The sequence below is a fragment of the Hyphomicrobium sp. genome, assembly GCF_036262015.1.
In the GTDB taxonomy this organism is placed as follows: Bacteria; Pseudomonadota; Alphaproteobacteria; order Rhizobiales; family Hyphomicrobiaceae; genus Hyphomicrobium_C.
This window is the reverse complement of sequence record NZ_DATAJR010000008.1, coordinates 1,147,229-1,172,532: the sequence shown is the minus strand read 5'-3', so window position 1 is coordinate 1,172,532 and position 25,304 is coordinate 1,147,229. Positions and strand designations below refer to the sequence as shown.

Genomic DNA, 25,304 nt, shown 5'->3' with positions numbered 1-25,304 from the left:
CTTTACTGGGTCTCGGACGCCGCGCCTGTTGCGCGGGCGAGCTCGGCTTCGTTGATGCGGACGCCGAGAGTCTTCTTGATGGCGTCGACGTAGGCGAGAAGGTCGTCGTTGGCGAGCTGGTCCTTGAGCTCCTTGGCGAGCTTGTCCGCTTCTTCCTTGGTGGCTGCGGGCGCCGCAACGATGTCCTTCACCTGGAAGATGACTCGGCTCGCCTGATCACTCGTCGCTGCATACCCCGCACCACCCTTGGGCAGCGCGAAGGCCTGCCTCACGGCCTCGGTGGTGAGCCCCGGCGGCGAGTGATTGCGCTTGATTTGCTCGGACACCTCGGCCTCGCCGCCAGCATCTTGCGCGATCTTGGCGAACGGCTCGCCAGCCTTCAGCCGATCAACCAGCTTCTGCGCCGTTTCGTTGAGCTGCTTGGCGGTCTCCTTGTCCATGTAGAGCTTCTTGACGTCCGCCTTTACGTCATCGAACGGCTTCTGCTTCGGTTCCGTGACCGACAGCACGTCGAACCACACGAACGTCGAACCGGGCAGCTCGACGGCCTCTGGCTGCGTGCCGACGCCCGACGCGAAGATTTCCTTGAGCGCGACTTCTGCGTCCGGAATGTCGATGCCGGCCTTGCCGTCGGGCGTCTTGTTGGTGCGGTCCACGGCATCCACGTCGAAGAACTTCAGCTTCTGCTCTGCACTGATCTCTTTCAGCGTCTTGCCAGCGTTGCGCCCCTCTTCGACAAGATCAAAGCGCTCCTGAATGAGACCCTCGGCCTTCTGCGACGCAAGCTTGTCGCGAACCTTGTCCTTGGACTCTTCAAACGTGCTTTCCTTGCCGGGGTCGATCTCGATCGCGCGCACCAGCACAGTCGCGAAGTTGCCTTCGACAGGTTCCGAAAGCTTGTCGCGCTCGAGCGCGAACGCCGCGTCGGCGATCTTCGAGTCGATCATATCCTTCTTGGCGAGCATGCCGAGGTTGACGTCGGTCTCGGTTGCGCCAGCCGCCTTGGCCACGTCGAGGAAGTTCTTCTTACCGTCGACGATCTCCTTGCGGGCCGCTTCCGCCGCTGCCTTATCCTTGAAGGGGATCTGCTGGATGCGCCGCCGCTCGGGTTTGTCGTAGGTCGCCTTGTTCTCGGTGTAGTAGGTCTTGAGCTCGTCGTCGGTAAGCGTAACTTCCTTCTTGAGCTCGTCGACCGAGAGTACGAGCGCCGCAGCCTTTCGATACTCGGGCGTCATGAACTCGGCCTTCTGAGCCTCATACGTCTCCTGCAGCTTCGCGTCGTCAGGCTCGGCAACGGAGACCTTCTTGGAATCCATCGTGACCTGATCGAGTGTCCGCGTCTCCTCGCGCCATGCATGCAGATTGTCGATCATCGGCTTCGGCACCACGACTGCGCCTGACAGCGCATCGGAGATCTGGCCGCGCACCTCGTCGTCGCGCCGCATCGCAAGGAAGCCTTGCTCGCTGAGATTGAGCTGGCGCAGCAGGCCGTCGAAACCGACGCGCGAGAACTTCCCATCGGGTCCCGCAAAGTTAGGGTCGTTTTTCACACCCTCGGCCAGGGTCTCCTCGGAGAGCGAAAGCCCGAGCTCGTTGGCATGGCTCTTGACCGCCGCTTGCGCGATGAGCTGGTCGAGCGCCTGCCGGTCCAGACGCAGCATCAACGCCTGTTCGGTCGTGAGCCGTCCGCCATCCTGGAGTTGCAGCGACCGGAGCTGATTCTGGAACGTCCGCTGGAAGTCTGTGACCGAGATCTCCGTATCGCCGACATGCGCGATTGAACCGCGCCCGAACCCGCGGAATACGTCGGCAACGTTCCAGAAGATGCCGAAGCTCACGATCAAAATCGCGAACAGAAGCTTAGCCACCCAGCCTTGGGCGCCGCGTCGGAGGGCGTCAAGCATAGAAGAAAATCTTCCTGTTAGATGCGGGTCGGCGAGGCACAGCTTTCCAGCTCGGCCGCCACCGCTTGCAGAAACGGTTTATCCCGTCCATGACGGGGGATGGGCTGATATGAAGCCCAGCCCGCTGCTGAATGCAAGACCGAGCTGCGGCGCCGAGGGTAAACAAATGTCCACGTTCGAAGCCGCCTACGGCACCGCCGTGAGACGATCAGGGAGCAGTCGTGCCGATGGCCGAAAATTCGAACGGAATTCGCCCCTTGGTAGCCGGCAACTGGAAGATGAACGGGCTTGCTGCGGCGCTGACCGAAGCGGCGGCCGTGCGTGACGCCCTCCCCTCCCTCGGGACGGGCGCGCCGGAGGTCATGATATGCCCGCCGGCCACCCTGCTGTCCCAGCTTGCTTCGACATCCCGGGGATCCGCCCTGGCAGTTGGTGCCCAGGACTGCCATCCGTCGGCATCCGGCGCACACACCGGCGACATTTCGGCGGAAATGGCGAAGGATGCAGGCGCATCCGCAGTCATCGTCGGTCATTCCGAACGCCGCGCCGATCACGGCGAGCTGGATCGCATCGTACAGGCCAAGGCATCGGCCGCGCACCGGGCCGGCCTCTCCGCAATTATCTGCATCGGTGAAACCAACGGCGAGCGCGTGGCAGGCCTCACGCTCACCGTCGTCGAGCGCCAGCTTCGTGGCTCCATTCCCGGCACAGCTGACAAAACCAACACCGTCATTGCCTACGAGCCGATCTGGGCGATCGGCACCGGCCTCACCCCGTCGCCCAACGACGTGGCCGAAGTCCATGCAGCCATTCGCAAAAATCTCGAAGATCGCTTCGGTGCCGACGGCCTGAGCATGCGCATTCTCTATGGCGGATCCGTCAAACCCTCGAACGCACGCGAGTTGCTGTCGCTTCCCAACGTGAACGGCGCGCTTGTCGGTGGCGCCAGTCTCAAGGCCGAAGATTTTCTCGCCATCATCCGGGCCTATGCCTAAAACCCCCTGCTAAGTAGCAGGCCGGTGTTGCAGGTCGGCGGATCAAAAGCCATGAAGGCATATCGCAGTTCGGATTCGGCCGGACGAGGTTGAAGCATGCGCATCACGCGGATTTTCTTGCTCTTGGCGCCTGCCGTCCTTGCGGCTCCGCAGGCCGTCGCCGCGCCGCTTGATCCGCCCGCCTGCACGGCCCTGAAAACCGAATATGACGGCCTCATTGCTGCCGGCGCCAAGGCCGACATGGACCGTGGCCCCGAGTGGGCAAAGACCAACCTCGCGCCCGATCGCCTCGGCAAGATCGAGCGCCTGATCGCCATCGAGGAGCAGCTGAGTTTCCGCTGCGGCGAGCAGCTCACGGCACGGCCCGCCATCAAGGAGCTGCCGAAACCGCCGCAGACCGCCGGGGCAGACCCCGATCAACCTACTGCCAAGCTCAACGGCAACGCGACCGGCGGCGGCACGCCGAGCAACATCCCGCCTCCCAAGCGCAAGAACAAAAGCGCGGCGTCAAAGCAATAGGTGCACCGCCCGGCGGATAACGGCGAAGTGAAGAATTGATCGCCTGCTGCGACAACCTGTCATCTACTCGCCAAGAAACTGGCTCCTCGCGGACGAAGACTGTCCGAATACGGAATACCTCGAAGTCTACTCCAGCAATCGTTGCACTAGCAGGGACGACGCGCGTAGTGTAGAAACCGCGCCAATCCCCCTGATTTCGCCCTTCTCGAAAGGGCACGGAGTTGCATCCTCTATGACCACCGTTCTACTCGTGATCCACATTATGGTTGCAGCCGCTCTGGTAGCAGTCGTCCTTTGGCAGCGTTCCGAAGGCGGCGCGCTCGGCATCGGCGGAGGTGGCGGCGGCTTCCTGACCGGCCGTGGCACCGCCAACCTGCTGACGCGGACCACGGCGATCCTCGCCGCCTGCTTCTTCCTGACCAGCATCCTGCTGACGCTGATCTCGCAGCACTCGGCACCGAAAGGCTCGGCCTTCGACGCGCCGGCCTCCGCTCCGGCGACCACGTCGGCACCCGAGACGCCCGGCGCCCAGCCGACCGCTCCGGCCGACAACGCACCGCGCGGCGGCATTCTGGACAAGCTGAAGTAGGCGCCGGTCCAGGCGCATTGACCTGAGGATGTTGCCGCGCCGCAACTGGCGGCGCGGGGCGTCCGTTGCTACCGTCCGCGAAAGCTTGGGGACGGGAGAGCGGCCATGTTCAGGCCATTGGCAAACTGCGCGGCACTGGCTTCAGCCGCGATTTTTATGGCTGGCTGCTCCACGGGGGTAGGCGGCATCGGAGCCACGGGCGCGCTGCCGTATCAGCATTCCAACGCCATCATTTCAGCCGGCTACTCCGAATCCATCATCGGCCCGGACCGCTACCGCATCGAGGTCAAAGGCCCGGTCGCGACGCCCCGCGAGCGCATGGAAAAGATCGCCGCCACCCGCGCGGCCGAGATCGGCTCAGAGAACAAGCTCAAGTTCTTCAAGATCGAGAGCATGGCCCACAACACGATCTGCAAATCCTACGTCGCCGGTGGACAGCCCGGCAGTGGTGCGGGCCCGACCAAGAAAACCCAGCAGCTCGCCGTGCTGACGGCCGACGTCTCCTATGCCGCCGCGCCGGTTGACGCCTCCTACGCCGAATCCAAAACCGCCTTCGACCAGTACCGCGCCGAGCTCGACCTCCCGTCCGCCACCCCAGCCGCTGCGGCGCCCGTATCGTCCGCCCCCTGCGGGTAGTCCACCCGACGCTGCTCTAAAATTCACCAACCGTCAGCGTTCCCCACACCCGGCCGTGGATGAGACAAGAAATCCTCTTCGAATCACGCCGCTAGGGCTGTACTGTTAAAGCCCATGCAACGGTACATCTTCATTACCGGCGGCGTGGTCTCCTCCCTTGGAAAAGGCCTGACGTCAGCCGCGCTCGGCGCGCTTCTGCAAGCGCGTGGGTATTCCGTACGTCTCCGCAAGCTCGACCCGTATCTCAACGTCGATCCCGGAACGATGAGCCCCTATCAGCACGGCGAGGTGTTCGTCACCGACGACGGCGCCGAGACGGACCTCGACCTTGGCCACTATGAGCGCTTCACCGGCGTTCCGGCCAAGAAGTCCGACAACATCACCACGGGCCGCATCTACCAGGACATCCTCACGCGCGAGCGCCGGGGCGACTACCTGGGCGGCACCGTGCAGGTGATCCCGCACGTCACCGACGCCATCAAGCAGTTCGTCATCACCGGCAACGAAGGCATCGACTTCGTGCTCGTCGAAATCGGCGGCACAGTGGGCGACATCGAGGGCCTTCCCTTCTTCGAGGCCATCCGCCAGCTCGGCAACGAGCTGCCGCGCCATTCGTCGATCTTCATCCACCTGACGCTGGTGCCCTACATCCCGTCCGCGGGCGAGCTCAAGACCAAGCCGACGCAGCACTCGGTGAAGGAGCTGCGCTCCATCGGCATCCAGCCCGACATCCTGATGTGCCGCGCCGACCGCGAGGTGCCGAAGTCGGAGCGCAAGAAGATTGCCCTCTTCTGCAACGTGCGCGAGGACGCCGTCATCCAGGCGCTCGATGCGCCGTCGATCTACGACGTGCCGCTCGCCTACCACCGCGAAGGCCTCGACGAGCAGGTGCTCGAAGCGTTCGGCATCACTGGCGCGCCGAAGCCCGACCTCACCCGCTGGGAGACGATCTCGCGCAACATCGCGACCCCCGAGGGCGAGGTCACCATCGCCATCGTCGGCAAGTACACCGGGCTCAAGGACGCCTACAAATCGCTGATCGAAGCGCTCGTGCATGGCGGCATCGCCAACCGCGTGAAGGTCAAGCTGGATTGGATCGAGAGCGAGATCTTCGAGGGTGAGGACGCCGCGCCCTATCTCGAAGGCGTGCACGGCATCCTCGTGCCGGGCGGATTCGGCGAACGCGGCTCGGAAGGCAAGATCCTCGCCGCCAAGTTCGCGCGCGAGCGCCGCGTGCCCTACTTCGGCATCTGCTTCGGCATGCAGATGGCGACCGTCGAAGCCGCGCGCAATCTGTGCGGCATCACCGGCGCCAGCTCGACCGAGTTCGGCGCCACGCCCGAGCCCGTCGTCGGCCTCATGACCGAATGGATGAAGGGCAACGAGCTCGAGCAGCGCCGCCAGGGCGGCGACCTCGGCGGCACCATGCGCCTCGGCGCCTTCCCCGCGCACCTTGGAAAAGGCAGCCGCATCGCGCAGATCTACGGCTCGAACGACATCTCCGAGCGCCACCGCCATCGCTACGAGGTCAACACCGACTATCGCCAGCGCCTGGAGAACGCGGGCCTCCGCTTCGCCGGCACCTCGCCCGACGGGCTACTGCCGGAGACGGTCGAATACCCGGATCACCCGTGGTTCATAGGCGTCCAGTTCCACCCGGAATTAAAGAGCCGCCCCTTCGAGCCGCATCCGCTCTTCAAGAGCTTCATCGCGGCAGCGGTGGAGCAGTCAAGGTTGGTTTAACTAGCTTTGCGTCGGGCATCTCCCCCACCCCGGCTGCCTCAACAAACGTTAGGAAATCACGGTGACCCAACAGGACACTTGATTTTTTCGACGAATCTGACAACATACTTGAATTCTCATGCTGCGGAGCCTTTATGGCCGCTCTCGACCACATCGACGACTGCCTCAGAGACATCGACCCTGAGTTTTTGAGCTCGGCGTGCATCGCCGCCGCCTGGGAGTATCGTCGGCTTTATGACGAGCTTGCCGAGAACGCAGATTTCTCCGACGAGTATCGGAACGAGCAGTTCAATCGCCGTCGCGGTGATTGCCTTGTGAAGGCCCTCTGCTTCGCGGCGAAGAAGCATGGCGTTCCTTTTGAATTCCTGAGTTTGGGTTCGAACGGCCAAGCGAAACTCCTGCTGAAATGCGGCCGCGTCACGATCATCCAGGAACCTATTCTTTCCCTTAAAGATGCGCCTCGATCAGCCGACTACAAGGTGGAGTTAGCGAACGCCCACGGCGTGGTCCGCCAGCTTGAGTTCGATCTCGGGGACTTGCCGGGCCGCGTTCTCGATTGGGATGGCCGCGTGCTCGGTGTCGTTCTGCACGGGCCCGCCGGTCAACACTTTGACGAAGATGATCGCGCATTGGGTACGCTGATGTTGGGCATCCCCGATGCGGCGTACTCGCACTGGGTCGTCCGAGTAGACCTGCACAACGTCGCAATGGAAGGCTTGCGCGCTCACAAACCGGATCCCGCCCCGACGCCGCCGGACGGTTCGACCCAGCCCGACAACGTGACCGTGACGCTGAAAAGAAACTCCAAGAAGGCCGTGTGATGACGGTTGGAGTTCCGACATTTTGTGGCGGCCGACTGGCCGAGGCACGTCGCGCGCGCGGACTTTTTAAGAAGTCGCTCGGCGATATGATCGGTGTCAGCGGCACTGCCATAACGAGGTATGAGGATGGTGATGACAATCCTCAGCTGTCAAACTTGTCCGCGTTAGCGGAGAGACTCAATTTCCCTGTCGAATTTTTCGCCCGCCCTGTATGGCCTGAGACGCTATCGCCTATTTTTTGGAGATCTCAGTCAGCCGAGAGCAAGCTCGCAAGAGAAATGACAGCGCAACGCGCTGTATGGGCCTGCGAAATCTTTTATTTCTTGGAACAGGAGGTCAACTTTCCGGCGTTCGATTTGCCGCAAATGGATCTCCCGAATGACTACAGGCTAATCACTCCTGAGATTATTGAGCGAACCGCCCGCGACCTCCGCGAATATTGGGGATTGCGGAATAGGCCTATACCAGATGTAACGCTGGCGCTGGAGAATGCTGGAATTCCCGTCATTCATCTCGATATTCCGTCCGATAAGCAAGATGGTTTTTGTTTTAGCTCGAAAGAAATCGGACGATCGTTTGTTGGAATCAACATTGCACAGATAAGTGCTGCTCGTGCTCGGTACGACGCTTGTCATGAGCTTGGACATGCCGTCCTCCATCGGTCGGTTGCCGCGGAGGAAATCCGGGAGGCGGCACTCAAACAGATAGAGGCACAGGCACACAGATTTGCCGGCGCATTCCTTTTCCCGCGTGACGAATTCATGACGGAAGTACGCGCGCCGTCGCTGGATTATTTTTGCAGTTTGAAAAGACGATGGGGAATGTCCATCGCCGCGATGGCATATCGCGCATTTAATTTGGGCCTCATTGACGACCTCGAGAGATCAGCGCTTTTTAAAAGCATGGCACGACGGGGTTGGCGAGGGGTCTTGCGGGAACCATTCGACCAGCCGGGAGAGATGCCTGTGGAGCGACCCCGAATGCTCAAGCGCGGTGTAGAAGCCGTTGTAGAGGGCGGAGTATTTGGTCGCTCGGCGCTTCTCGCGGCGTTGACATTGCCCACAGTGGAAATTGAGCAAATTGCGGGGCTAGATGCCGGATATCTTACAACCGCGGATATCGTTCGGCTTCCGATATCGACAAAGCAAGGTGAAGTGCGCGCTATTGATCTGGAGAGCGGAAAAATCGTTGAGTTTCATCCCCGAAGCAAGAAGTAGGGGACCCTGATTTCTTCCGCGGCCGCCGAGTCCGCACTTGCTTCCAAACGTGGGTAGTGGCCGCATAAAATGCTAGTCGACATATTCGCGAGGAGATACGCGGCACAGCCGCTGTGGACGAGCTTTGGCGAGAATGAGCGCAGATTGCTCGTTCAATCATTTAGATTGCTTGAAGAGCAAGTCGCGCCCTACTACGACGCTAAGGGCAACGCGACGGACGAGGGAAAAGCATTCTGGAGCGATCTACAATCTCGACTCAGCATGGAGCTTGGATTGAGGTCGCTATCAACATTGAACTACTCTTATCAAACGTCATGGAACGGCAATAATTTTACCCAGTCGGGGACATGGCCGATGACAAAAGTTTGCGAGAACTGGTTCATGGCAGACCTGCCATATGGAGGGGACACAAACCGTTATGTCCAAGAGCGGCTAAGCCTGATTGAGATCGGTTTCCGCATGCGAGAAGAGAAGATCCGGGAAATCAATGCCGGACTCGACAAGCGCATTGCAGATACTCGCAAATGGCAGCCGGTCTTAGGCGGTAGCGATATCGGCGACGTAATGCGTGCCTTGAATACGAAGCTCAATGCCGAGTTCCATTCGGCGGTGGACGAATTGAATGTCCGCTTCCGTCAGGCTGAGTGCGATCTCCACTACCACAATGGATATATTCAAATTGGGTCAGACGCCCTCACTGCCGAACATGTTCAAGCTCCGTTCTGGTCGATCGTCGCCGCACCACGTTGGAAAAATGTTGATACGGACATGAAGGAGGCGATCGATCGACGCGATACTGACGGTCGAGATCCTGCCTTCTACGCAGCCCGCGCACTCGAAAGCACCATCAAGATCGTTTCAACTGCGAAGGGCTGGACGCACGGCAAGGAAAAGGGTGCGCACAACTTCATTGACAACTTGAGTTCAAAGAATACGGGCTTCATCGATCAATGGGAGGCCGACGCGCTGAAATGGTATTTTACCAACATTAGAAACCCGCTTGGCCACGGACCTGGCGATCAGCCAATGGTTGCGTTGTCACCCGAACAGACGACCTTTGCTATCGAGTCTGCGATGATGTGGATTAAGTCATTGATACGACGTTCGTCCCTTTGAGATCCCTCAACTGAAAGTAGGGACTCACCACAACTTATCCCCGCCCCCAATCCTCCGCATACCCTCGCCCCATCCCGCTCATCCGGGGGCCGGCACGAGCTGGGCGTTTGGTGAGCAGGAGCTGCGCCTCCGCTTATCGCTGGTACCATCAGCTAGGCTGGCAAGGTGCGGAGCAGTCTTCTCGATGTGATGGATCGAGGAGCAAACGCGCGCACGGTGGATGTTCGGGCGCGCGGTTCCGTATCGGTGGAGGTCGTGTTGCGATGGAGTGGCCTCATAAGCCATTCACCTCGTCGCGATGCTGGGCAGCGGCGGAGCGGCATGGCCGCATCCCCGAGTTCTACCCACGGCCTGCCGCTCCGCTCCCCGGAATTCCCGGGTTGCACTTCTGCTCTTTGAGCCTGACCGTTTGACACCCGCGCGAGCTGCGTCCTGCCGAAGGCGGGCAAGCAAACACGTCGCGGCTATCTCATCATGCCTGACATCCGGCCTCACCCTTCGAGCCGCATCCGCTCTTCAAGAGCTTCATCGCCACCGCCATCAAGCAGAGCCGGTTGGTGTAACGAGGCGGACCTCCTCCCCACCCATGTCATCCTCGGGCTTGTCCCGAGGATCCATCGCTCCGCAAGGGCGGCGTGAGTAGATTGGCGCGCGTACGACCTCGACAACGCGCGAAATGCTTAATGCGCCAGATGCAAAGCCTCATGGACATTCAAACAATTAAGCAGCTATGTTGAAGGTGCATCTCGTCCGGTTTCACGGATGTCAGTTGGGGGGATGGCGCATTCAGTGCCATCGGCCGAGTCGAGCTCCCTTCAGACCTTTGGAGATAAAAGCCATGTCGACAAAAAACACTTTTGCAGTCCTCGGCGCTTCCCTGTTGGCACTCCTGTTTGCCCTACCCGCATTTGCCGAAGACCTCCCGAAAATGGAGAAGCAGAACATCGAAGGCTCGGGGCCTGATGTGGATGCCAGCGCATCCAAGGGAAAAGACCCGTCTATCGTCAAGCAGGAGCAGGAGCAGTTGCAGGGTTCAGGGCCGGATGTTGATCCTGGCGCGTCCCAGGGCAAAGATCCTTCTATCGTCGATCAGGAAAAGAAGGACTTGCAGTAAGCCGCCTGGCTAGCGAGCCAATCGAACACGAGCGGGACTCTGTTCGGCTTGCGCTCGCCTTTCGAGGGTTCATCGTGGCCCGGCGGAGTGGCTGCGATGAACCCAAAATTCCACGTTTGCGAAGCATCGCGTTTCCATTTCACAGGGTCTCTTAGCGAACATCGCTGACGACGCGCCTCCGCGCATCGCAAAGCGCCGCCGTACGCGAATGATCGCCCTAAGGATCGGCGCGCAGCGCACAACGAGCGGGTTTCGATTGCGCACCGTCCTCCCGGTTCCTAACATCGAGGAACTGATCGGCAGCGAAGGTGAGTGACTAAGAAGCAGCTCAAGGATGGCGACGATGACCAACCAGGCGACGCTCGAACTCGAAGACTTCCCGGCAGCTCCCAACGAAAACGGCCACTGGCTGCACGAAGATGGCCGGACATTCTTCCTCTGGCCCGCGCGCGACCTGAAGACCAACGCGGCCGTCCGGGTCGAGGTCGAGGTCACGAGCATCCGCCACGAGGCCGTGGCCGAGCAGCTGAAGCCGAGCCGCAAGGCCATCGAGTTCGCCGCACGCGAGCTGTACCTGCCGGGAACGCCCGCCGTCCGCCTCATGCGCCCCGACGCCTACTGGATGCAGCGCGGCCATTGAGCGTTGGTGCGGGCGGCGGCCGTAGCGAACCCGGCGTAGAGCAAATGCCCCGTAGCGCGCGGGATTGGAAAAGCGGGATGGAGGCGATGGCTTGGTTTGGGTTCCAGCGCATACGCTGGTTGACGGCCGGTCGTATGGACCAAACGCGCGGCGCCCCAACACGCGTAAGCACGTCTATAAGAAAGTGGACGAGAGCTTGCTGAACATCTCCTGTTTGGAGAACACCTTTCACCTTAAGAATCTCGGAATCGCCATCAACGCTAACAGCGTTCGAAAAATTGCCGAAGACAAGTACGAGATCGACCTGCCGGACACGGAGTATCACGGCGTGCTCAACGGCGGTCACACTCTTGACCTTGTCGCGCGGCGCATTAAGGACGGCGCTCTTTGAAACGGTCTGAACAAAAATCCGCGTGGCTCGGCTCCTCGCGGCCATCCTCACGCGTCTTTCTCTTCCCCTCTGACTCCGCCTGTCAAATAACCTAACCTCACCGCGTCGATAGCGACGCAAAGAGATAAGCGGGAGGAGAGTGAATGGGCATTGTAATATTGCTGGTTTTGCCACTGTGCGTGATTGCATTCGCTGCAGCTGTTGGGGTCGCTACGGTTATCCTCTTCCGGGGCAAACTGGTTTACGAGGGAGAGGATGTGTTGAGCGAAGATGTCACAAGATTGTTTCTGACACTCGCGATTGCATGTGGAATTCCCTCGGTGGGCATAGTGGCACTCGCTTTTTCAGAAGCGGGTTTCATAAGGGAACTTTTCGGGCCACGCGCGGCACACATTTGGGTTTTTACAGCATGTGCATACCTCGTCGGCGCGATAGCTGGTTGGGCTTACACCCGGCGCCCATAGATAACCGAACCTAACCTTACCCCTCTTCAACCGCAGGCGGCTCAAGTGCTCACACGTATTGCCCTCTCGGTTCTGCTCATCGCGTGCGCCCTCGGACGCGAGCCCGCGTTCGCCGCCGACCGCGCGCTCACGGTGTCGTTCGGGGAGGCGAAGACAACGTTCACCGCCGCCGAGTTGCTGGCGCGGGCCGACGCGGAAACGCTCGCCATCCCTGCCGATGTCTCCTATCGCCGCGCCATGACCTACCGCGCCGTGCCGCTGCTCGCGCTGATCGGCGACGCGGCCCGCGCCTTCGACACCCTCGAAGCGCGCGCAAGCGATGGGTTCGTCTCGCAGCTCCCGGCCAAGCTCGTCACGGAGGGCGCGTCAGGCGGCGCCGTGGCCTGGATCGCGGTCGAGGATCCGACCGCGCCGTGGCCCAACCTTCCGGGTCGTGACGCGAGCGCCGGACCATTCTACCTCGTTTGGCAGCATCCGGAGCGCTCCAACATCGGGTCCGAGCAGTGGCCGTTCGCGCTAGCTGCACTGACCGGAGTGGAAGATCCCGTGCATCGTTGGCCGCAGCTGGCCGTCGATCCCGCCTTGCCGTCTGATGCCGCCGAGCGGCGCGGTCAAGCGGCCTTCATCAAGACGTGCCTGGCGTGCCATCGCCTGAAGGGCGCGGGCGAAGGCGACATCGGCCCCGACCTCGGCCAGCCCATGAACGTCACTCGCTACATGACGCCGGCCGGGCTGCGCGCCCTGATCCGTGATCCGAAGTCCGTGCGCACCTGGCCGCAACAGCAGATGCCCGGCTTCGACGCGAAGAACCTGCCCGACGCCGATCTCGAAGCGCTGATCGCCTTTCTCACGCACATGGCCACGCGCTGAAGGCAGAAACCCCCAGCGCGGGCGCCAGGGGCTTCAGGAAATCGAAACGCTCGAAACGCTCGGCTTCAGTGCTTGTGCTTGTGATCGCCGTCCTCGATCTCTTCCTTCACGATCGAGCCGTCGACCGGATTGAAGTAGACCTCGACTTCCTTGCCGTCCTTGTTCTTCCCATAGATCTCGTAGCAGTTACCCGAGACCTTGAAGACGTCGTGCGTGTAGCCCAAGTCGGCCACCTTCTTCTTCATGTCGGCTTCGGACAGCCACTTATCCTTCGGCGCGGCCGGGCAATCGGCGTCGGCGAGTGCAACGCCCGAGCCAAGAACGAGAGCAAGGCCGGCGAGCGCGAGTTTGAACGTCATGGAACAGCACCTCTTTTGCAGATGACGGTCTGACATAGCATGCAAAATGTGCCACCCATCTGACGGTTCCGGCCCTCCGGATTTGCACGGAGGGATTGGGCGCCGCCATGAATTCCCCAGAAGTAGCGGAGGACCACGCCGCTGGCGTCGTTTCCTGGAATTCCTGGAAGTGGAAGGTGGGCGCTAAGCGCTCAACGCGATGCCATCAGCATCACACCGAAGCTGCGGCCGAACACGTCCGCAGCAGGCGTCCGAACCGCTCGTACCGCGTGGCGGGCACGGGTCCGGCTGATGGAGCGGACCGAGGGCTTCACCGTCGCGAGATCTGCACTCTCGGAAACGTCCATCTGCGCAGCCAGGACCGGAAGAGCGATGTCGGGAGCGTCCGGGACGATGGTCACCTCGTCTTGCAGATTGGCCTCGATCACGATAGCGGCCTCGATCTGCCGGCGCTCCACGAGCGTTGGAGCGCGCTCACCCTGCGCTGGCATCAGATATGGGGAGGCAAGCACAATTGCATGTGTTCCGGCGTGGCGGGCAAGATGGACGCATACGGTCCCGAGTCCGGCGATGAACGCCAGATAGGCCGTAATTCCTAGGGATCTTGCAAGGACCGTACGCACGTTACTGGCTCCTGGCCTTGCGTTGCAACGCCAAGTGCGCGCAACGGTTCCACAGCCAGACCTCCTCCAAACGTCCAAGACTGCGCGGTATCCTTGTCGTCCGTCAACGCGCCAATTACGCTCAGGCCCTGGTCCAGCCCTGGCAAAAGGACATTCCCGTGCACTCGCGACATTTCATCGTTTTCGGCGCAGTGACCTGTATCGCCGCGATGCTGGCCTATCTATTCGTGTTTGCCGACGGGCCCATCGTATCGGCCGAGCCGCCCCCGGCTACGACGGCGCCGCAATAGCGCGCTTCCCGTAGCGCAAGATTAGGGTAAAAGGCGGCATCAACCGAAGGAGACTCCAATGCCTACGATGACGGACCAGCGCCGCAAGCGCATTCAAGCCAGACAGCGCAAGGTAAAGAACGCCCAAAAGCGCGTTGCGAAAGCGGCCAAGCGCGAGAGCAACAGCAAGTAGGCTTCTGCCTACTGACGGCTTCGGCCCATCACGATCGTGATGGGCCGCTCACACGCTCTGGCAAGCCAACCAGACTGTGCTAGACTTGCATCCGCACGACCCGGGGGAAGATGTTCTGAACCTGTGAGGTGGATGCTATGCGTTTGAAATCTGCATTTGCAGCACTAGTGGCAGTCGGCGCAGTGATCGTTGTCGCTGCGTGGGCTCCGGCAAAAGCGATGGGACCGTTAGGCCCATCGGCGGCGAGCAAGGCCGATAACAGTGTCGTCGAGAAGGTGCATCGGCGCTGGCGCCGGGGCTATTACGGTTACTACGGCGGCTACCGGCCCTATCGCTACTACCGCCCCTACAATTATTCCTACTACAGACCTTACTATCGGCCTTACTACTATGGCGGATATTACCCGTACTACGGCGGCTATTACGGCCCGCGCTATTATGGCTATGGGTTCTATGGACCTCGTTTCGGCCTTAGCATCGGGTTCTAATTGAAGCACCGCCACGCGTTCGCACCAGCCGGTCCCGTCACGAACGGGACCGGGGCGCAGGTGCAGACGCACGCGCAGACTTCTTCGCCTTGATGGACCGCGTCGTCAGCAGCCCCGCCTGAGAGGCAGCCTCCTGTAACTCGTGCCGGAATTCATCGCGCTTCTCATGAATGGACGCGATAACAAGTCCCGTGGGCAAGCCAAGCCCGACCAGCGTCGCTTCCGAGAGCTGGAGGCTCGCCTCGATCGTTTCGGGCACCGCATCCGTCACACCCTTGAGATAGAGATGGCGCGCATGTTCGGCGTCTCGGGCGCGCGCAATGACAAGGACGTCCGGCCGCTGTGCACGGACTGTCTTGACGATCTCGTCGATGGCTGCTTGCGACCGCACCGTTACGATCACCCCTGCAGCATCCGCGAGTCCGCAACTGTTGAGAAACGCCGGATTCGTCGCCTGCCCATAGTAGACATCACGCCCCCGCCGCCGGTGCTCCGTCACGGCCACGGGATCGCTGTCGACCGCTAGAAACGGAAATTTATGGCCCTCAAGCATCTCGGCGACCACCTGCCCCACGCGGCCATGGCCGACGACGATGGCGTGCCCCTTCGCTGATTTCGGGGTAACCGCAAGTTCTGGATCGCGCGGCTTGCGCTTCTCGAGCTTGGCCGAAAGCCGCCGGCCGAACAAAGAGAGCAGCGGAATGAGCGCCATGCTGAACGAGGTCACGGCAAGCGTGAAGCTCGAGGTGTCTTGATCCACAATTTCCAAAGCCGTCGCCATGCCGATACCGACGAAGGCGAACTCCCCACCCGGACCAAGCAGCAAGCCGGTCTCTATGGCCGCCGGCCAAGGTATGGAAAAGAGCCGGGCCAACCCCGTCAGAACTGCAGACTTGAGCGCAATAACACCGACGACCGCCGCCGAAAGCAGGAGCGGCTCGCGCGCGAGCTCCCGCAGATCGATGCTCATGCCGACCGTGAAGAAGAAGATACCGAGCAGCAACCCCTTGAAGGGTTCGATGGTCGTTTCGATCGCCTTCCGGTATTCGGACTCAGCCAGCAGGAGCCCCGCGACGAAGGCCCCGATCGACATCGGCAGCCCCGCGAGCCCTGCTGCCGTGGCCGTCCCGACGATCACGAAAAGAATTGCCGCGACGAACAGCTCAGTCGTGCCGACAGCGGCAACGAGCCCGAACAGAGGCCTCAGGAACAGGCGCCCGAGAAGCACGATCAAGCCGAGCGCCAGAACGCCGGTGGCCAGAGCCAGAACAACGCTCGTTAAAGCGGAACTGCTTTCCCCGCGCCCCAGGATGGAAATCGTGAGCAGGATAGGAACAACGGCCAGATCCTGCGCAAGCAGCACGGAAAAACTGGTACGGCCGGTCGTCGTGGTGAGCCTGCGCTGGTTCGAAAGCACCTCGATCACGATCGCGGTCGATGACAGCGCGAGACAGGCGCCGAGAACGACCGCCACGGATGGTCCGTAGCCGAGCAAAGACGCAATTCCGCCGATCAGCGCCGTCGATAACACCACCTGCAAGGTGCCGAATCCGAACACGAGGCGCCGCATCGTCAGAAGGCGTTGATAAGAAAGCTCGAGTCCGATCACGAAAAGGAGAAAGACAACGCCAAGCTCAGCGATAGCGGACACGTTCTTCGCGTCGACCACTGTCACCCAATAGAGAAATGGGAACTCGCTCTTGAACGATCCGAGGCCGATCGGCCCCAGCACGGCGCCGGCACACAAGTAGCCGAGGACGCTGCTGAGCCCCCATCGCTGCACCAGCGGAACGACGATGCCCGCAGTACCGAGCACAACCAACGCGTCACTATAAGCCTCGATATTGAATCCGGCAGCCGCCATGAACACCCCTCTGAAGCCAAAGCATGAAGGGTTCGCGACCGGCACACAAGGCCAGCGTTTGGCCATCGAGATGACCGAAAAACAGGCAGCAAGGGCTTTTGCACTGCAAAGCGGGTCCGGGCGGGCACAGTACACCCCCGTCCGCCACTCACCAAGACGGGAGCGTGCCGGACGGGTTATGGTCCGTGCCATGCTGACGCTCTACTCCTACCCGGCCCTCTTCGGCGTCGCCGACAACAACGGCTACGGGCTGAAGGTCTACGCGTTTCTCAAGCTTGCTGGGGTGCCGTTCAACCACGAGCACATCTTCGACGCATCAACCGCCCCGCGGGGTCAGCTCCCCTACATCGTCGACAGCGGAGAAACGATCGGCGATAGCGAGACCATTATCGCCCACGTCACACGCAAATATCGCCTGACCACCGACGCCGCACTCTCGGTGGCCCAACGCGACGGCGACCTGCTCGTCACGCGTCTGCTCGACGACCTCTACTGGGTGATGTCGTATTCACGCTGGAAAGATGATCGCTACTACCCGTCATTCCGGGACGCGCTCAAGCGAGAGCACCCGCGATTGACGAATGACGCGCTCGACAAGGCCCGAGCCTTCAACTTCCAGCGCTATCATTTCCAAGGCATCGGCCGGTATACTCCCGACGGAGCCTATGCGCGGGGCCTCGCCGACCTCGGCATCCTGGCGCGCCTCGTACCGGAAACGGGCTTCGTGCACGGAATGAGGCCGGCGACTATCGATGCCAGCATCTACGCCTTCATAGCCAATATCCACTATTACCCGATCGAAACGCCGCTAAAAGCCTGCGTCGAATCCCATACGAACCTCGTGCGCCACTGCGAGGAGATACACGCGGCCGTGTCGGGATAAGAACTAGCTCTCGAGCCGAGCCACGTAGTCGCCGCCCGCCGATCCGCCGATGGCGAGATTCGTCTCACCCGACCCGCGCGAGCGCTGCTCACTGCGCCAGAGCATGGACCCGTCTTCGACGCGAAGCGCGAACACATGGCCCATCGCCCCAGCGAGCACCATCTCATCGGCAATGCCGACGCTGACTGGCTGGCCTTCGCACTGGGACGCACCCGGCAGCGCGGCAAGGGCACACGTCCAGATCAGCCGTCCGGTCACCGCATCGAGAAGATGCACGTGCCCCGCATGCCCGACGGCAACAACGCGGTCCCCGCGCATCGCCGTTCGCCCGAGCGGCACCTTGATATCGGAGATGCCAGTCATGACCATGGGTCGCTATCCTCCATTGCAGTGAAGATCAGCACGAGACCGAACATGGCGGCGAAGCGGAACGCCGCCTCCTGTCCGTTCCAGGTCTGGGACTGCCACATCTGGAACCATTCGCCACCGACCACAAGGAAACCGAAGAAATAGAGCGCGAATCCGGCAACGAGGCCGGCAATCGCCAGCGACTTCGCGCTCCTGAATTCCCGTGGGGGCAAGTCCCGCCCGGCAAAGATGCGCCAGGCTCCCGCCGTACACAGCAATCCCACACCGATTTCGGATGCGATAATGGCGGCATAGGCGGCGTGATGCACCCCCTCGCTGGTGATGGCGCGCCACATGAGGGTGTTGCCGGGAAACGTCGTATCCATCGACAGGACGTGGCGCACGAACGCGAAATTCGTCCCGTAGTCGATAACATTGTCCACGCCGACCAGAAGCGCAAAGACGCCAAGCAGCAGGGCCAGCAGGGCTTTAGAGAGACGGACGAGCATGAGGCGGCCTCTTCCGCAATTCCAGTTGCAGCCGGCCGTCTATATCACATTACGGACATTTGAGAGCAGTCCACGCGAAAGGCGCGGCCGTTCCAGCCCTTACATCCGGGCCTGCCCCTTGGTCACGGCGGTCTCGCCTGCAGGAGCCAAGGCGGCCGCGGAACGCAGAGACTGCGCCAGTAGGTGGCCCAGGCAATCGTAGGACCTGTCGTTCAAATGAAACTGATCGGGCGACAGCAGGGTCGCCGTCGTGAACTGTGCACTCGATATCAGATGCTGCATGATGCGAAAGCGCTGTACGACCGGCACGTTGAACTGGGCCGCCGTGTCGCGCAGAGCCGCCAGATAGAGCGGCCCGTCCTTCACCGACTTGAACCCGGGATAGTATTGCTGATCGATGAGAACGACGTCTGCGCCCGTCGCACGCAGACGTTCGATCCCTGTGCGCACCTGAAGCCTAAAGGTGTCGAGCGGCACACCCCGGATGGCATCGTTGACGCCCGTCTGCCAAATGACGAGCTGCGGATTGTGCGGCGTCACCTGCTGTCCGATACGCGCCAGCATGTTGCGTGCAAGCTCACCGTTGACACCCGCATTGATGACGCGAACGTCTGCCTTCGGCCACGCGGTACGCAGTTCGCTTTCGAGACGAGCTGGATAGGCGCGTGCCCGGCTGCTCGCCCCCGCCCCCCATGTGCTGGAGGATCCAAGCGCAACGATGCGAATACGCTCGCTCTCGCGCACGGCGGCGACAAGCCGTGGCAACGGGGCTTGAAGCTTCACCAGATCAGCGGGCGCGGTGCAGTCAGCGGAGGCCGGGACGGAGAACAGGAGAGCCGCCAACGCGGCACCTCCAAGAAGCGAACCTAGGAAGCGAGAGCCTGCACGGGCTGCGATCCGGAGTGCGGACGAGCCTGCGAGGACGTGCGGCGCGACATCTGCCATGCGGTCATACCCATGATCGCGATGCCGGCCGCGTTGACCACCAGCATCGTCATCTGATTGGAACCCAATTCTGTGAGGGCTATCCAACCAAAAAATGACAGCAGTGTGCCAAGTGCGAAGATTTCGAGCGAGCGCTTCCCGCAAAGCTCAACCATGTGGGCCCAGGATTGCTTGAGCCACGGTGCATTCTTGGGCACCAGCGCCGCGATAACGTAGGCCAGCGCGAGAACGTGCAGGAAGCGCCAGACCGAAAGGTCCGACTTGCTCATCGGTCCGAGGATCTCTCGCGCGAGCAGCCGCTCGTCGGGAAGCCAGGAGATTGCAACCCACGGCGCAGCCACAAGGAAGGAAAAAACCACGTAGGCGACGGCCGGGAAGGCGAGCTCCGGCCGTGGATGCGTACCGTCCAGCCGGCGCGCAAGAACAGACGCCGCTGCACCCGTGGTGAACAGGAGCTGCCAGGCAAAGGGATTGAACAGCCAGCCCTCAGAACGCTGATGGGCAGGCAGGTTCAGCCCCGCCTGATTGGCAATGAACCAGATCGCAAACGACACGCCCAGCGCAAGCACAACGCTCCGGCGCAGCATCACGATCACGAACGGCAACCAGAACATCAGAACGACGTACATCGGCAGAATGTTCATCATGTTCGGCTGGTAGAAGAGTGCCAGCGCCGACGCCAGGGTGCGAACGGGATTTGTGGCCAACTCGCTGATGGCGATGTTGTTGACGTAAGAAGGATTGTTGAAGAGGCGCGCTGCGGAATAGAGCAGCAAGGCCGAAACGACGAAAAGCCCAATGTGCCAGATGTAGATCTCGCGGGCTCGACGGCTGGCCCGGCTGAAGGCTGCGCTGAACCCGCCCGTCTCGGTCGTCGACCAATAGGCGAGCCCCGCCGAATAGCCGGCCAGCAGAACGAATACCTCGCTTGCGTCGGCGAAACCGAAGTTCCGCAGCGTCCCCAACGCCCACGTGTTGTCGGGAATGTGGTCGATGAAGATGAAGATGAGCGCCAACCCGCGGAAGAAATCAATCCGCAGATCCCGTTCCTTCTGATGGCTCAGACGCATGGCAGCGCAATCATCTCTTTACTGAGGCTCAAGCGACAGAGTTTGTCCATCGCCGCCTGATAAACCCGCAAGTGTCATTTTTGTTTCAGGTCTGAGAACTCCCGCGCCGCACCACGCTGGGCTTTCATCACAAGGCTCGGCTGGAAACAAATCGTATCATTCTCCGAGATAGCGGATCGAACCTGAACGGCAGATGAGCGGGCGAACGGCAGGATAAGCTTGGCCAATGCGCCTGGAACCTGACGACGAGCGTCAAAAAAACGAGCCCAATCCGCGTCGCAGGACAATTTGTTCGACAGCGGTACCCTCCAGGGTCATAGTCCCGACATCAACACGTCCGATAATACGCGCTTAAGCTATTTCATTGCTCCGCTGCACGCAGCACCTCATTTCAGGCATAATTCGCCAGCGAAGACCCCGTCACAAGAGTGACGCCCAACACCAAATTCCGGAGGTTGGACGATGGAACGAACGGCCATTCACGTCACGCATCACAAGGACGTCGGCTGGACGATCAAACAATCGTTTGGGAACAAGTGCTTCGGTAGCTTCCGTAAGCGCGAGTATGCTGAAGCTTACGCACGCGCCTTGGCACATCGTGGCAAAGTCGACCTGATCGTACATCAGACAGACGGCAAGCAAGCCCGCGTCCCGGCGTCTGACCTCACTTACCCCGTGTTTCTCTGAGTACGACGCGCGGATGCGGTGACGACCATCGCCCGCTACCGGTCGATCTCGGCCAGCGCCAATTTTGCTACCGCAAGATCTATGTCCGCTCCCTCGCCGTCATTTAGGAGCCACGCGGCCGACAGGCCCGTGTAGGCGAGAACCCATTGCAGCAACCGCTTCCGTTCCAACCCCGAGCGTTCGACGACGATCTCGAGCCGACGCAGAAAACGCTCCGGCAGAACGGCAACGGGGCGCGCGGGGTCTTCTATGTCGGGGTTGCAGAAGAGATTTGCGTAGTCGTACCCGCGCTCTCCGCAAAGCCGGTTCGGATCGATTGCAAGCCATCCGCGCTCGCCGAAGTCGAGAATGTTGTCATGGTGGATGTCGCCATGAAGCGCCCCAATCTCCCGCTCGCTTGAAAGAAGGGCCCGGGCCGCTTCGGCGGAGCGCGCGAAAATTCCTCCTTGCGTTGCCGCGACAGGCCAAAGCTCCGCAAACCAGCGATCGAGAGGGATGAGATCGGGAAGCGCCTTGTCGCGCGGCACGTGCAGCTCTGAGATGACGTCGCAGATAATCTCCGTGGCTTCGTCGTCCCGGCCGTTGCGGGCATAAGCCGAGAGCGAGCGGGAGCCCTCCGCCCGCTCGAGCAGAAGCGCATCGCCATCCACGGCGAGAACGCGCGCGGCGCCGCGTCCCTCCCACCAGTTCAGAAGCACCTCGCCACCCTTCGCCTCCTCCAGGACGGTGATCCTGAGCATCGCCGCCTCCCCGCCACGGCGGACGGGAAGCAGGCGAGCGGCCCGCGTGAAGATGGGATCGCCGTCGGGCACGAGGCCCCAGCGCGTGAGGTAGACGTCGAAATCGGTGCTGTTGGGAAGCATGCACCGATTTCGCACACTGCACCGCGCAACTCAATCGATGAATCTCAAGAACTCGTGACGCACCGAAGCATCCTCGCGAAAGCACCCCAGCATCCGGCTCGTAACCAGATCGGTATTCGCCTTGCGCGCGCCGCGTGTCGTCATGCAATGGTGTGCCGCCTTGAGAACGACGCCGACACCACGCGGTTTCAGAACGCTGTGGATCGCAGTCGCGACCTGCACCGTCATCTTCTCCTGGATTTGAAGGCGTTTTGCATAAGCCTCCACCACGCGCGCAAGCTTGCTGATCCCGACCACGCGCCCCTGCGGAATATAGCCCACCCACGCGCGTCCGATGATCGGCGCGAGATGATGCTCGCAATGACTTTCGAAGGGAATTCCCCTCAGCACGACCATTTCGTCATACCCCTCCGTCTCCGCAAAAGTCTTCCGAAGAAGTAGCCGGGGATCGACGGCGTATCCCGAAAAATGCTCCTCGAACGCCCGCGCCATACGAGAAGGCGTCTCGGCCAATCCCGGACGATCCGGATCATCGCCAGCCCACTGAATGATCGTCCGGAACGCCGTTTCGACTTCGACCCTATCCGGCCGAACATGCGTCGGCACAACCCCGTTCCTCACGCTCTCGTCGAGCGGTTTCACCCATGCATCCATGATTGCCTTGCCTACCTGATATTGCGTTGCACGAACGGAGCGCGTCCCTCGTCGCGACGCGCTCTAGTCGCTCGTGACATGCACTTTTCCCTTCATGTTGGGATGTATGGTGCAGATGTAATCGAACGTTCCCGCCTTCGTCAGAACAACACGCCCTGTTCCGCCAACCGGCAGCACGACGTCCCAGCCTCCTTCACTCGACGTCGCCGTGTGATCGATGAAATCGGCATTTTCCCACGTCACGGTGTCCCCGACATGCGCCGTGACCTCCGCCGGAGCGAAAGCCAAGGCGGCGATCTTTACGTCCACCGTCTTCGCCGCGACGACGACGACGGCGCCTGCCGTCGCGGCCAGCACAAAGATCGCGCAGGGTAGCGCGATCGCGCGAAACATTGCCCCGATCACTTCAGTGAACCTAGAAGGTGCTCCGCGTGTTGCTGGTGGCCCTGAAAGATCTTGAGCCCGGTTTCCAGCAGACCTTTCAGCTCGGCATTGCTTGACGATGGGATCAACGTTTTCTCAAGTGCCCCATTGACCGTCTTGTGATAGGCGACCTCGTTCGCGACATAGGCCTTGTCGAACTCGGCGCCCGAGAGCTTCGCCAGCTTTGCGCGCTCCTGATCGGCATCCTTTACGAGCCCCTTGCTCGTATCGTTGTCCTCTGGCGTGACATTGAGTTTTTTCACCAACGCCAGCGCCTTATCGTTCACGGCCTTATGGTCGCGAACCATGTCCTCAGCAAAGGCGCGCACAGTCTTGGTTTTCGACTTTTGAAGCGCGAGCTCTGCGGTTTTGACGTCGATATCGCCCGCCGTGTAGGCGATGTGAGCAATCTGCGGATCGGTGGGCCCTTCGGCCAGGGCGCTTGTTGTGGCACCGGCCAGGATCAACCCAATCGCCGCGCCGATGACATTTGAACGATGCATAATCTGATCTCCATGAGGTGAGCCGTTACGGCTCACGTGCTGCACGGAGAATTGGATGCAGGGTCGGAACGAAGGTTCCCGCAAATATCAGAGTTGAGCGTTGAGCCGCTTGATGACGCTGTCCGTGATCCGCTCGCACCGGGGACCATCAAACGGAAATACGTCGCTGAACAGAGAATCGACGTGCTCCGAGAGGGCATCCCGGAGCAACCGGCGCGCGCGATGGAGCCTTGTCTTGACGGTTTCAGGACGCAGCCCGAGCAGTTGGGCCGTCTCCTCGACGCTCATCGTCTCGATGACGCGCGCCACCAACACCACCCGGAACTCCTCGGGAAGGTCATCGATGGCGCGCTCGAGCAATCGGCACAGCTGCTTCTGGGCCGTCGCACGCTCGGGATCGACAGTCGGATCGCCTGTTGGAAATTGTATCACTTGAGCCTCGTGCAGCGGGAAACCCTCGTCCGCCGGCAACGGCGCCCCGTGCGCGCGCCGGAGCCGTTGAAGCGCCTCATTGATCACGATGCGCGTAAGCCAGGTAGAAAGGCTTGAATCTCCCCGAAAGCGATCCAACGCGGAAAACGCCCGGAGATAAGCCTCCTGCACGATGTCTTCGGCCTCGCTGTCATCCTTCACGATGCTCCGCGCCGCTCGGTAGAGCCGCCTGTTGTTCGCCTGAATGATCGCGCGTATCGCGGCCTCATCCTTGGACAAGGCGCGCGAAACAAGATCGCTCTCGGCAGTGCGGGCAGCGGCATCGCGTTGCGGATACGTCATGGACCCTCCGGGCTCAGGATCAGCCTCTCGGGTCTTTGATGCAGAGTTTCAGACGAGGTTCCCAGTCGCGAGCAAAAAACTCTAGCGGCCAGCCTCTTCGATGACATCCTTGAGCACGACCGCATTGTTCTGGTCCTCGGTGCGGGCGGCAAACAACAACGTGACGGCGCGTTTCGCTGCCGCTTTCCGAAGCATTTGGACGTGTTCCGCCTTGCCGGCAAGCTCATGCCGATACTTCTGCTGGAATGCGCCCCACCGGCCCGGATCGTGGCCGAACCAGCTTCTCAACTCCGAGCTCGGCGCAATGTCCTTCAGCCAAAGATCGACCTTGGCGCGCTCTTTCGCGAGGCCTCGCGGCCAAAGACGGTCGACAAGAACACGCAGCCCGTCTCCGCGCTGCGGCGCGTCGTAAACACGCTTGATGCGAATCCGCATGCTGGTTCGGCTCATGGCCGATCACCTCTGCCCCGCGTAAGGGAACGCGGGGAAAGCAAACTCGAAAGCCCGCCGCTAAAGAACCGGCGTCACTTTCTGGCTGTCGAGCCACTTGGCGATGATCGACCGGTCGTGGAACTCGATCGCCCCACAATTATGGCACACGATCATCAGAACGTTCAGCGTGGAGCTCGACGAGCAGTCAGCCGTGGCGCCCCGCTGGCAACTCAACGTGTGGACGTCGAGATCGCACTTGGAGCGAAAACGCCCGCAGACGGCGCAGCTCGTGAGATGTTTGCCGAACAGGAACTTGTCGACATCGGCTTTCGTGATATCGCGGGTCGGCGTTTCGGTCATTCGCACCCACCTTCGAGATTTGGAAGTTTCCTCGGCTT

At 61.2% G+C, this 25,304-nt stretch carries 31 protein-coding genes; 16 read left to right on the top strand and 15 right to left on the bottom strand.

The window, feature by feature from the left end; all coding sequences use genetic code 11:
* Positions 1-2: 2 nt before the first annotated feature.
* Positions 3-1,904 (bottom strand): SurA N-terminal domain-containing protein, encoded by a 1,902-nt coding sequence (locus VHO05_RS14085; RefSeq protein ID WP_329647216.1) that lies wholly within the window; start codon positions 1,902-1,904, stop codon positions 3-5.
* A 227-nt stretch (positions 1,905-2,131) separates the two neighbouring features.
* Between VHO05_RS14085 and tpiA the strand changes: the two genes are divergently transcribed.
* From tpiA to VHO05_RS14025, 12 genes are all read left to right on the top strand, one after another.
* Positions 2,132-2,899, top strand: coding sequence for a triose-phosphate isomerase (tpiA, locus tag VHO05_RS14080; RefSeq protein WP_329647215.1), 768 nt, complete (start codon positions 2,132-2,134; stop codon positions 2,897-2,899).
* 96 nt (positions 2,900-2,995) lie between these two features.
* Positions 2,996-3,418 carry a hypothetical protein gene (locus VHO05_RS14075; protein WP_329647214.1) on the top strand — a complete coding sequence of 141 codons (423 nt, stop codon included), beginning with the start codon at positions 2,996-2,998 and terminating at the stop codon, positions 3,416-3,418.
* Positions 3,419-3,650: 232 nt separating this feature from the next.
* Positions 3,651-4,007, top strand: coding sequence for a preprotein translocase subunit SecG (gene secG, locus VHO05_RS14070; protein WP_329647213.1), 357 nt, complete (start codon positions 3,651-3,653; stop codon positions 4,005-4,007).
* A 105-nt stretch (positions 4,008-4,112) separates the two neighbouring features.
* Positions 4,113-4,643 (top strand): CC0125/CC1285 family lipoprotein, encoded by a 531-nt coding sequence (locus tag VHO05_RS14065; RefSeq protein ID WP_329647212.1) that lies wholly within the window; start codon positions 4,113-4,115, stop codon positions 4,641-4,643.
* A 114-nt stretch (positions 4,644-4,757) separates the two neighbouring features.
* Positions 4,758-6,386 carry a CTP synthase gene (locus VHO05_RS14060; RefSeq protein ID WP_329647211.1) on the top strand — a complete coding sequence of 543 codons (1,629 nt, stop codon included), beginning with the start codon at positions 4,758-4,760 and terminating at the stop codon, positions 6,384-6,386.
* Between the two features lie 134 nt (positions 6,387-6,520).
* Positions 6,521-7,207, top strand: a complete 687-nt coding sequence (locus VHO05_RS14055; RefSeq protein WP_329647210.1) for a hypothetical protein — start codon at positions 6,521-6,523, stop codon at positions 7,205-7,207.
* Positions 7,207-8,424, top strand: coding sequence for an XRE family transcriptional regulator (locus VHO05_RS14050; protein WP_329647209.1), 1,218 nt, complete (start codon positions 7,207-7,209; stop codon positions 8,422-8,424). The genes VHO05_RS14055 and VHO05_RS14050 overlap by 1 nt, the downstream gene beginning before the upstream one ends.
* 69 nt (positions 8,425-8,493) lie before the next feature.
* A complete protein-coding gene (locus VHO05_RS14045) occupies positions 8,494-9,540 on the top strand; it encodes an AbiJ-NTD4 domain-containing protein (protein ID WP_329647208.1) in 1,047 nt (348 codons plus the stop codon).
* Between the two features lie 838 nt (positions 9,541-10,378).
* Positions 10,379-10,654, top strand: a complete 276-nt coding sequence (locus VHO05_RS14040) for a hypothetical protein (RefSeq protein ID WP_329647207.1) — start codon at positions 10,379-10,381, stop codon at positions 10,652-10,654.
* Between the two features lie 343 nt (positions 10,655-10,997).
* Positions 10,998-11,294: a hypothetical protein gene (locus VHO05_RS14035; RefSeq protein ID WP_329647206.1), complete on the top strand. Its 297-nt coding sequence runs from the start codon at positions 10,998-11,000 to the stop codon at positions 11,292-11,294.
* A gap of 91 nt (positions 11,295-11,385) precedes the next feature.
* On the top strand, positions 11,386-11,685 hold the full coding sequence (locus tag VHO05_RS14030) for an AIPR family protein (protein WP_329647205.1): 300 nt from the start codon (positions 11,386-11,388) through the stop codon (positions 11,683-11,685).
* 509 nt (positions 11,686-12,194) lie between these two features.
* The gene (locus VHO05_RS14025) at positions 12,195-13,019 is read left to right on the top strand and encodes a c-type cytochrome (RefSeq protein WP_329647204.1); all 825 of its coding nucleotides are present in this window, start codon (positions 12,195-12,197) and stop codon (positions 13,017-13,019) included.
* 65 nt (positions 13,020-13,084) lie between these two features.
* On the opposite strand, the gene VHO05_RS14020 is transcribed toward VHO05_RS14025, so the two are convergent.
* Together VHO05_RS14020 and VHO05_RS14015 are read right to left on the bottom strand one after the other, a co-directional pair.
* Positions 13,085-13,378, bottom strand: coding sequence for a PepSY domain-containing protein (locus tag VHO05_RS14020; protein WP_329647203.1), 294 nt, complete (start codon positions 13,376-13,378; stop codon positions 13,085-13,087).
* A gap of 191 nt (positions 13,379-13,569) precedes the next feature.
* Positions 13,570-14,001 carry a hypothetical protein gene (locus VHO05_RS14015; protein WP_329647202.1) on the bottom strand — a complete coding sequence of 144 codons (432 nt, stop codon included), beginning with the start codon at positions 13,999-14,001 and terminating at the stop codon, positions 13,570-13,572.
* 158 nt (positions 14,002-14,159) lie between these two features.
* Here VHO05_RS14015 and VHO05_RS14010 point away from each other — a divergent pair, with 158 nt between their 5' ends.
* Both VHO05_RS14010 and VHO05_RS14005 read left to right on the top strand, forming a co-directional pair.
* Positions 14,160-14,291 carry a hypothetical protein gene (locus VHO05_RS14010; protein WP_329647201.1) on the top strand — a complete coding sequence of 44 codons (132 nt, stop codon included), beginning with the start codon at positions 14,160-14,162 and terminating at the stop codon, positions 14,289-14,291.
* Between the two features lie 309 nt (positions 14,292-14,600).
* Positions 14,601-14,951: a hypothetical protein gene (locus VHO05_RS14005; protein WP_329647200.1), complete on the top strand. Its 351-nt coding sequence runs from the start codon at positions 14,601-14,603 to the stop codon at positions 14,949-14,951.
* Between the two features lie 37 nt (positions 14,952-14,988).
* Here VHO05_RS14005 and VHO05_RS14000 read toward each other — a convergent pair whose 3' ends face one another.
* Complete coding sequence (locus VHO05_RS14000) at positions 14,989-16,815, bottom strand: cation:proton antiporter (RefSeq protein WP_329647199.1); 1,827 nt, start codon at positions 16,813-16,815, stop codon at positions 14,989-14,991.
* Between the two features lie 190 nt (positions 16,816-17,005).
* Between VHO05_RS14000 and VHO05_RS13995 the strand changes: the two genes are divergently transcribed.
* On the top strand, positions 17,006-17,698 hold the full coding sequence (locus tag VHO05_RS13995) for a glutathione S-transferase family protein (protein WP_329647527.1): 693 nt from the start codon (positions 17,006-17,008) through the stop codon (positions 17,696-17,698).
* Positions 17,699-17,701: 3 nt separating this feature from the next.
* Here the strand turns inward: VHO05_RS13995 and VHO05_RS13990 are convergent, their stop codons facing one another.
* From VHO05_RS13990 to VHO05_RS13975, 4 genes are all read right to left on the bottom strand, one after another.
* The gene (locus VHO05_RS13990; protein ID WP_329647198.1) at positions 17,702-18,067 is read right to left on the bottom strand and encodes a PQQ-binding-like beta-propeller repeat protein; all 366 of its coding nucleotides are present in this window, start codon (positions 18,065-18,067) and stop codon (positions 17,702-17,704) included.
* The gene (locus VHO05_RS13985) at positions 18,058-18,555 is read right to left on the bottom strand and encodes a DUF2165 domain-containing protein (RefSeq protein ID WP_329647197.1); all 498 of its coding nucleotides are present in this window, start codon (positions 18,553-18,555) and stop codon (positions 18,058-18,060) included. Before VHO05_RS13985 ends, VHO05_RS13990 begins: the two co-directional genes overlap by 10 nt.
* Before the next feature lie 99 nt (positions 18,556-18,654).
* Positions 18,655-19,398, bottom strand: a complete 744-nt coding sequence (locus VHO05_RS13980) for an SGNH/GDSL hydrolase family protein (RefSeq protein WP_329647196.1) — start codon at positions 19,396-19,398, stop codon at positions 18,655-18,657.
* A 23-nt stretch (positions 19,399-19,421) separates the two neighbouring features.
* Positions 19,422-20,570 carry an OpgC domain-containing protein gene (locus VHO05_RS13975; protein WP_329647195.1) on the bottom strand — a complete coding sequence of 383 codons (1,149 nt, stop codon included), beginning with the start codon at positions 20,568-20,570 and terminating at the stop codon, positions 19,422-19,424.
* Positions 20,571-21,032: 462 nt separating this feature from the next.
* On the opposite strand from VHO05_RS13975, the gene VHO05_RS13970 reads away from it, so the two are divergent.
* Positions 21,033-21,257, top strand: coding sequence for a DUF2188 domain-containing protein (locus VHO05_RS13970; protein ID WP_329647194.1), 225 nt, complete (start codon positions 21,033-21,035; stop codon positions 21,255-21,257).
* A gap of 35 nt (positions 21,258-21,292) precedes the next feature.
* Here the strand turns inward: VHO05_RS13970 and VHO05_RS13965 are convergent, their stop codons facing one another.
* The 7 genes from VHO05_RS13965 to VHO05_RS13935 form a co-directional block, all read right to left on the bottom strand.
* A complete protein-coding gene (locus VHO05_RS13965; protein ID WP_329647193.1) occupies positions 21,293-22,120 on the bottom strand; it encodes an aminoglycoside phosphotransferase family protein in 828 nt (275 codons plus the stop codon).
* Between the two features lie 30 nt (positions 22,121-22,150).
* Positions 22,151-22,774 carry a GTP cyclohydrolase I FolE gene (gene folE, locus VHO05_RS13960; protein WP_329647192.1) on the bottom strand — a complete coding sequence of 208 codons (624 nt, stop codon included), beginning with the start codon at positions 22,772-22,774 and terminating at the stop codon, positions 22,151-22,153.
* Between the two features lie 63 nt (positions 22,775-22,837).
* Positions 22,838-23,167 carry a cupredoxin domain-containing protein gene (locus VHO05_RS13955; protein WP_329647191.1) on the bottom strand — a complete coding sequence of 110 codons (330 nt, stop codon included), beginning with the start codon at positions 23,165-23,167 and terminating at the stop codon, positions 22,838-22,840.
* Positions 23,168-23,175: 8 nt separating this feature from the next.
* Positions 23,176-23,700 carry a DUF4142 domain-containing protein gene (locus tag VHO05_RS13950; protein ID WP_329647190.1) on the bottom strand — a complete coding sequence of 175 codons (525 nt, stop codon included), beginning with the start codon at positions 23,698-23,700 and terminating at the stop codon, positions 23,176-23,178.
* Positions 23,701-23,787: 87 nt separating this feature from the next.
* Positions 23,788-24,474: an RNA polymerase sigma factor gene (locus VHO05_RS13945; RefSeq protein ID WP_329647189.1), complete on the bottom strand. Its 687-nt coding sequence runs from the start codon at positions 24,472-24,474 to the stop codon at positions 23,788-23,790.
* Positions 24,475-24,555: 81 nt separating this feature from the next.
* The gene (locus VHO05_RS13940; protein ID WP_329647188.1) at positions 24,556-24,924 is read right to left on the bottom strand and encodes a DUF488 domain-containing protein; all 369 of its coding nucleotides are present in this window, start codon (positions 24,922-24,924) and stop codon (positions 24,556-24,558) included.
* 60 nt (positions 24,925-24,984) lie between these two features.
* Positions 24,985-25,266, bottom strand: coding sequence for a hypothetical protein (locus tag VHO05_RS13935; RefSeq protein WP_329647187.1), 282 nt, complete (start codon positions 25,264-25,266; stop codon positions 24,985-24,987).
* Between the last annotated feature and the right edge of the window lie 38 nt (positions 25,267-25,304).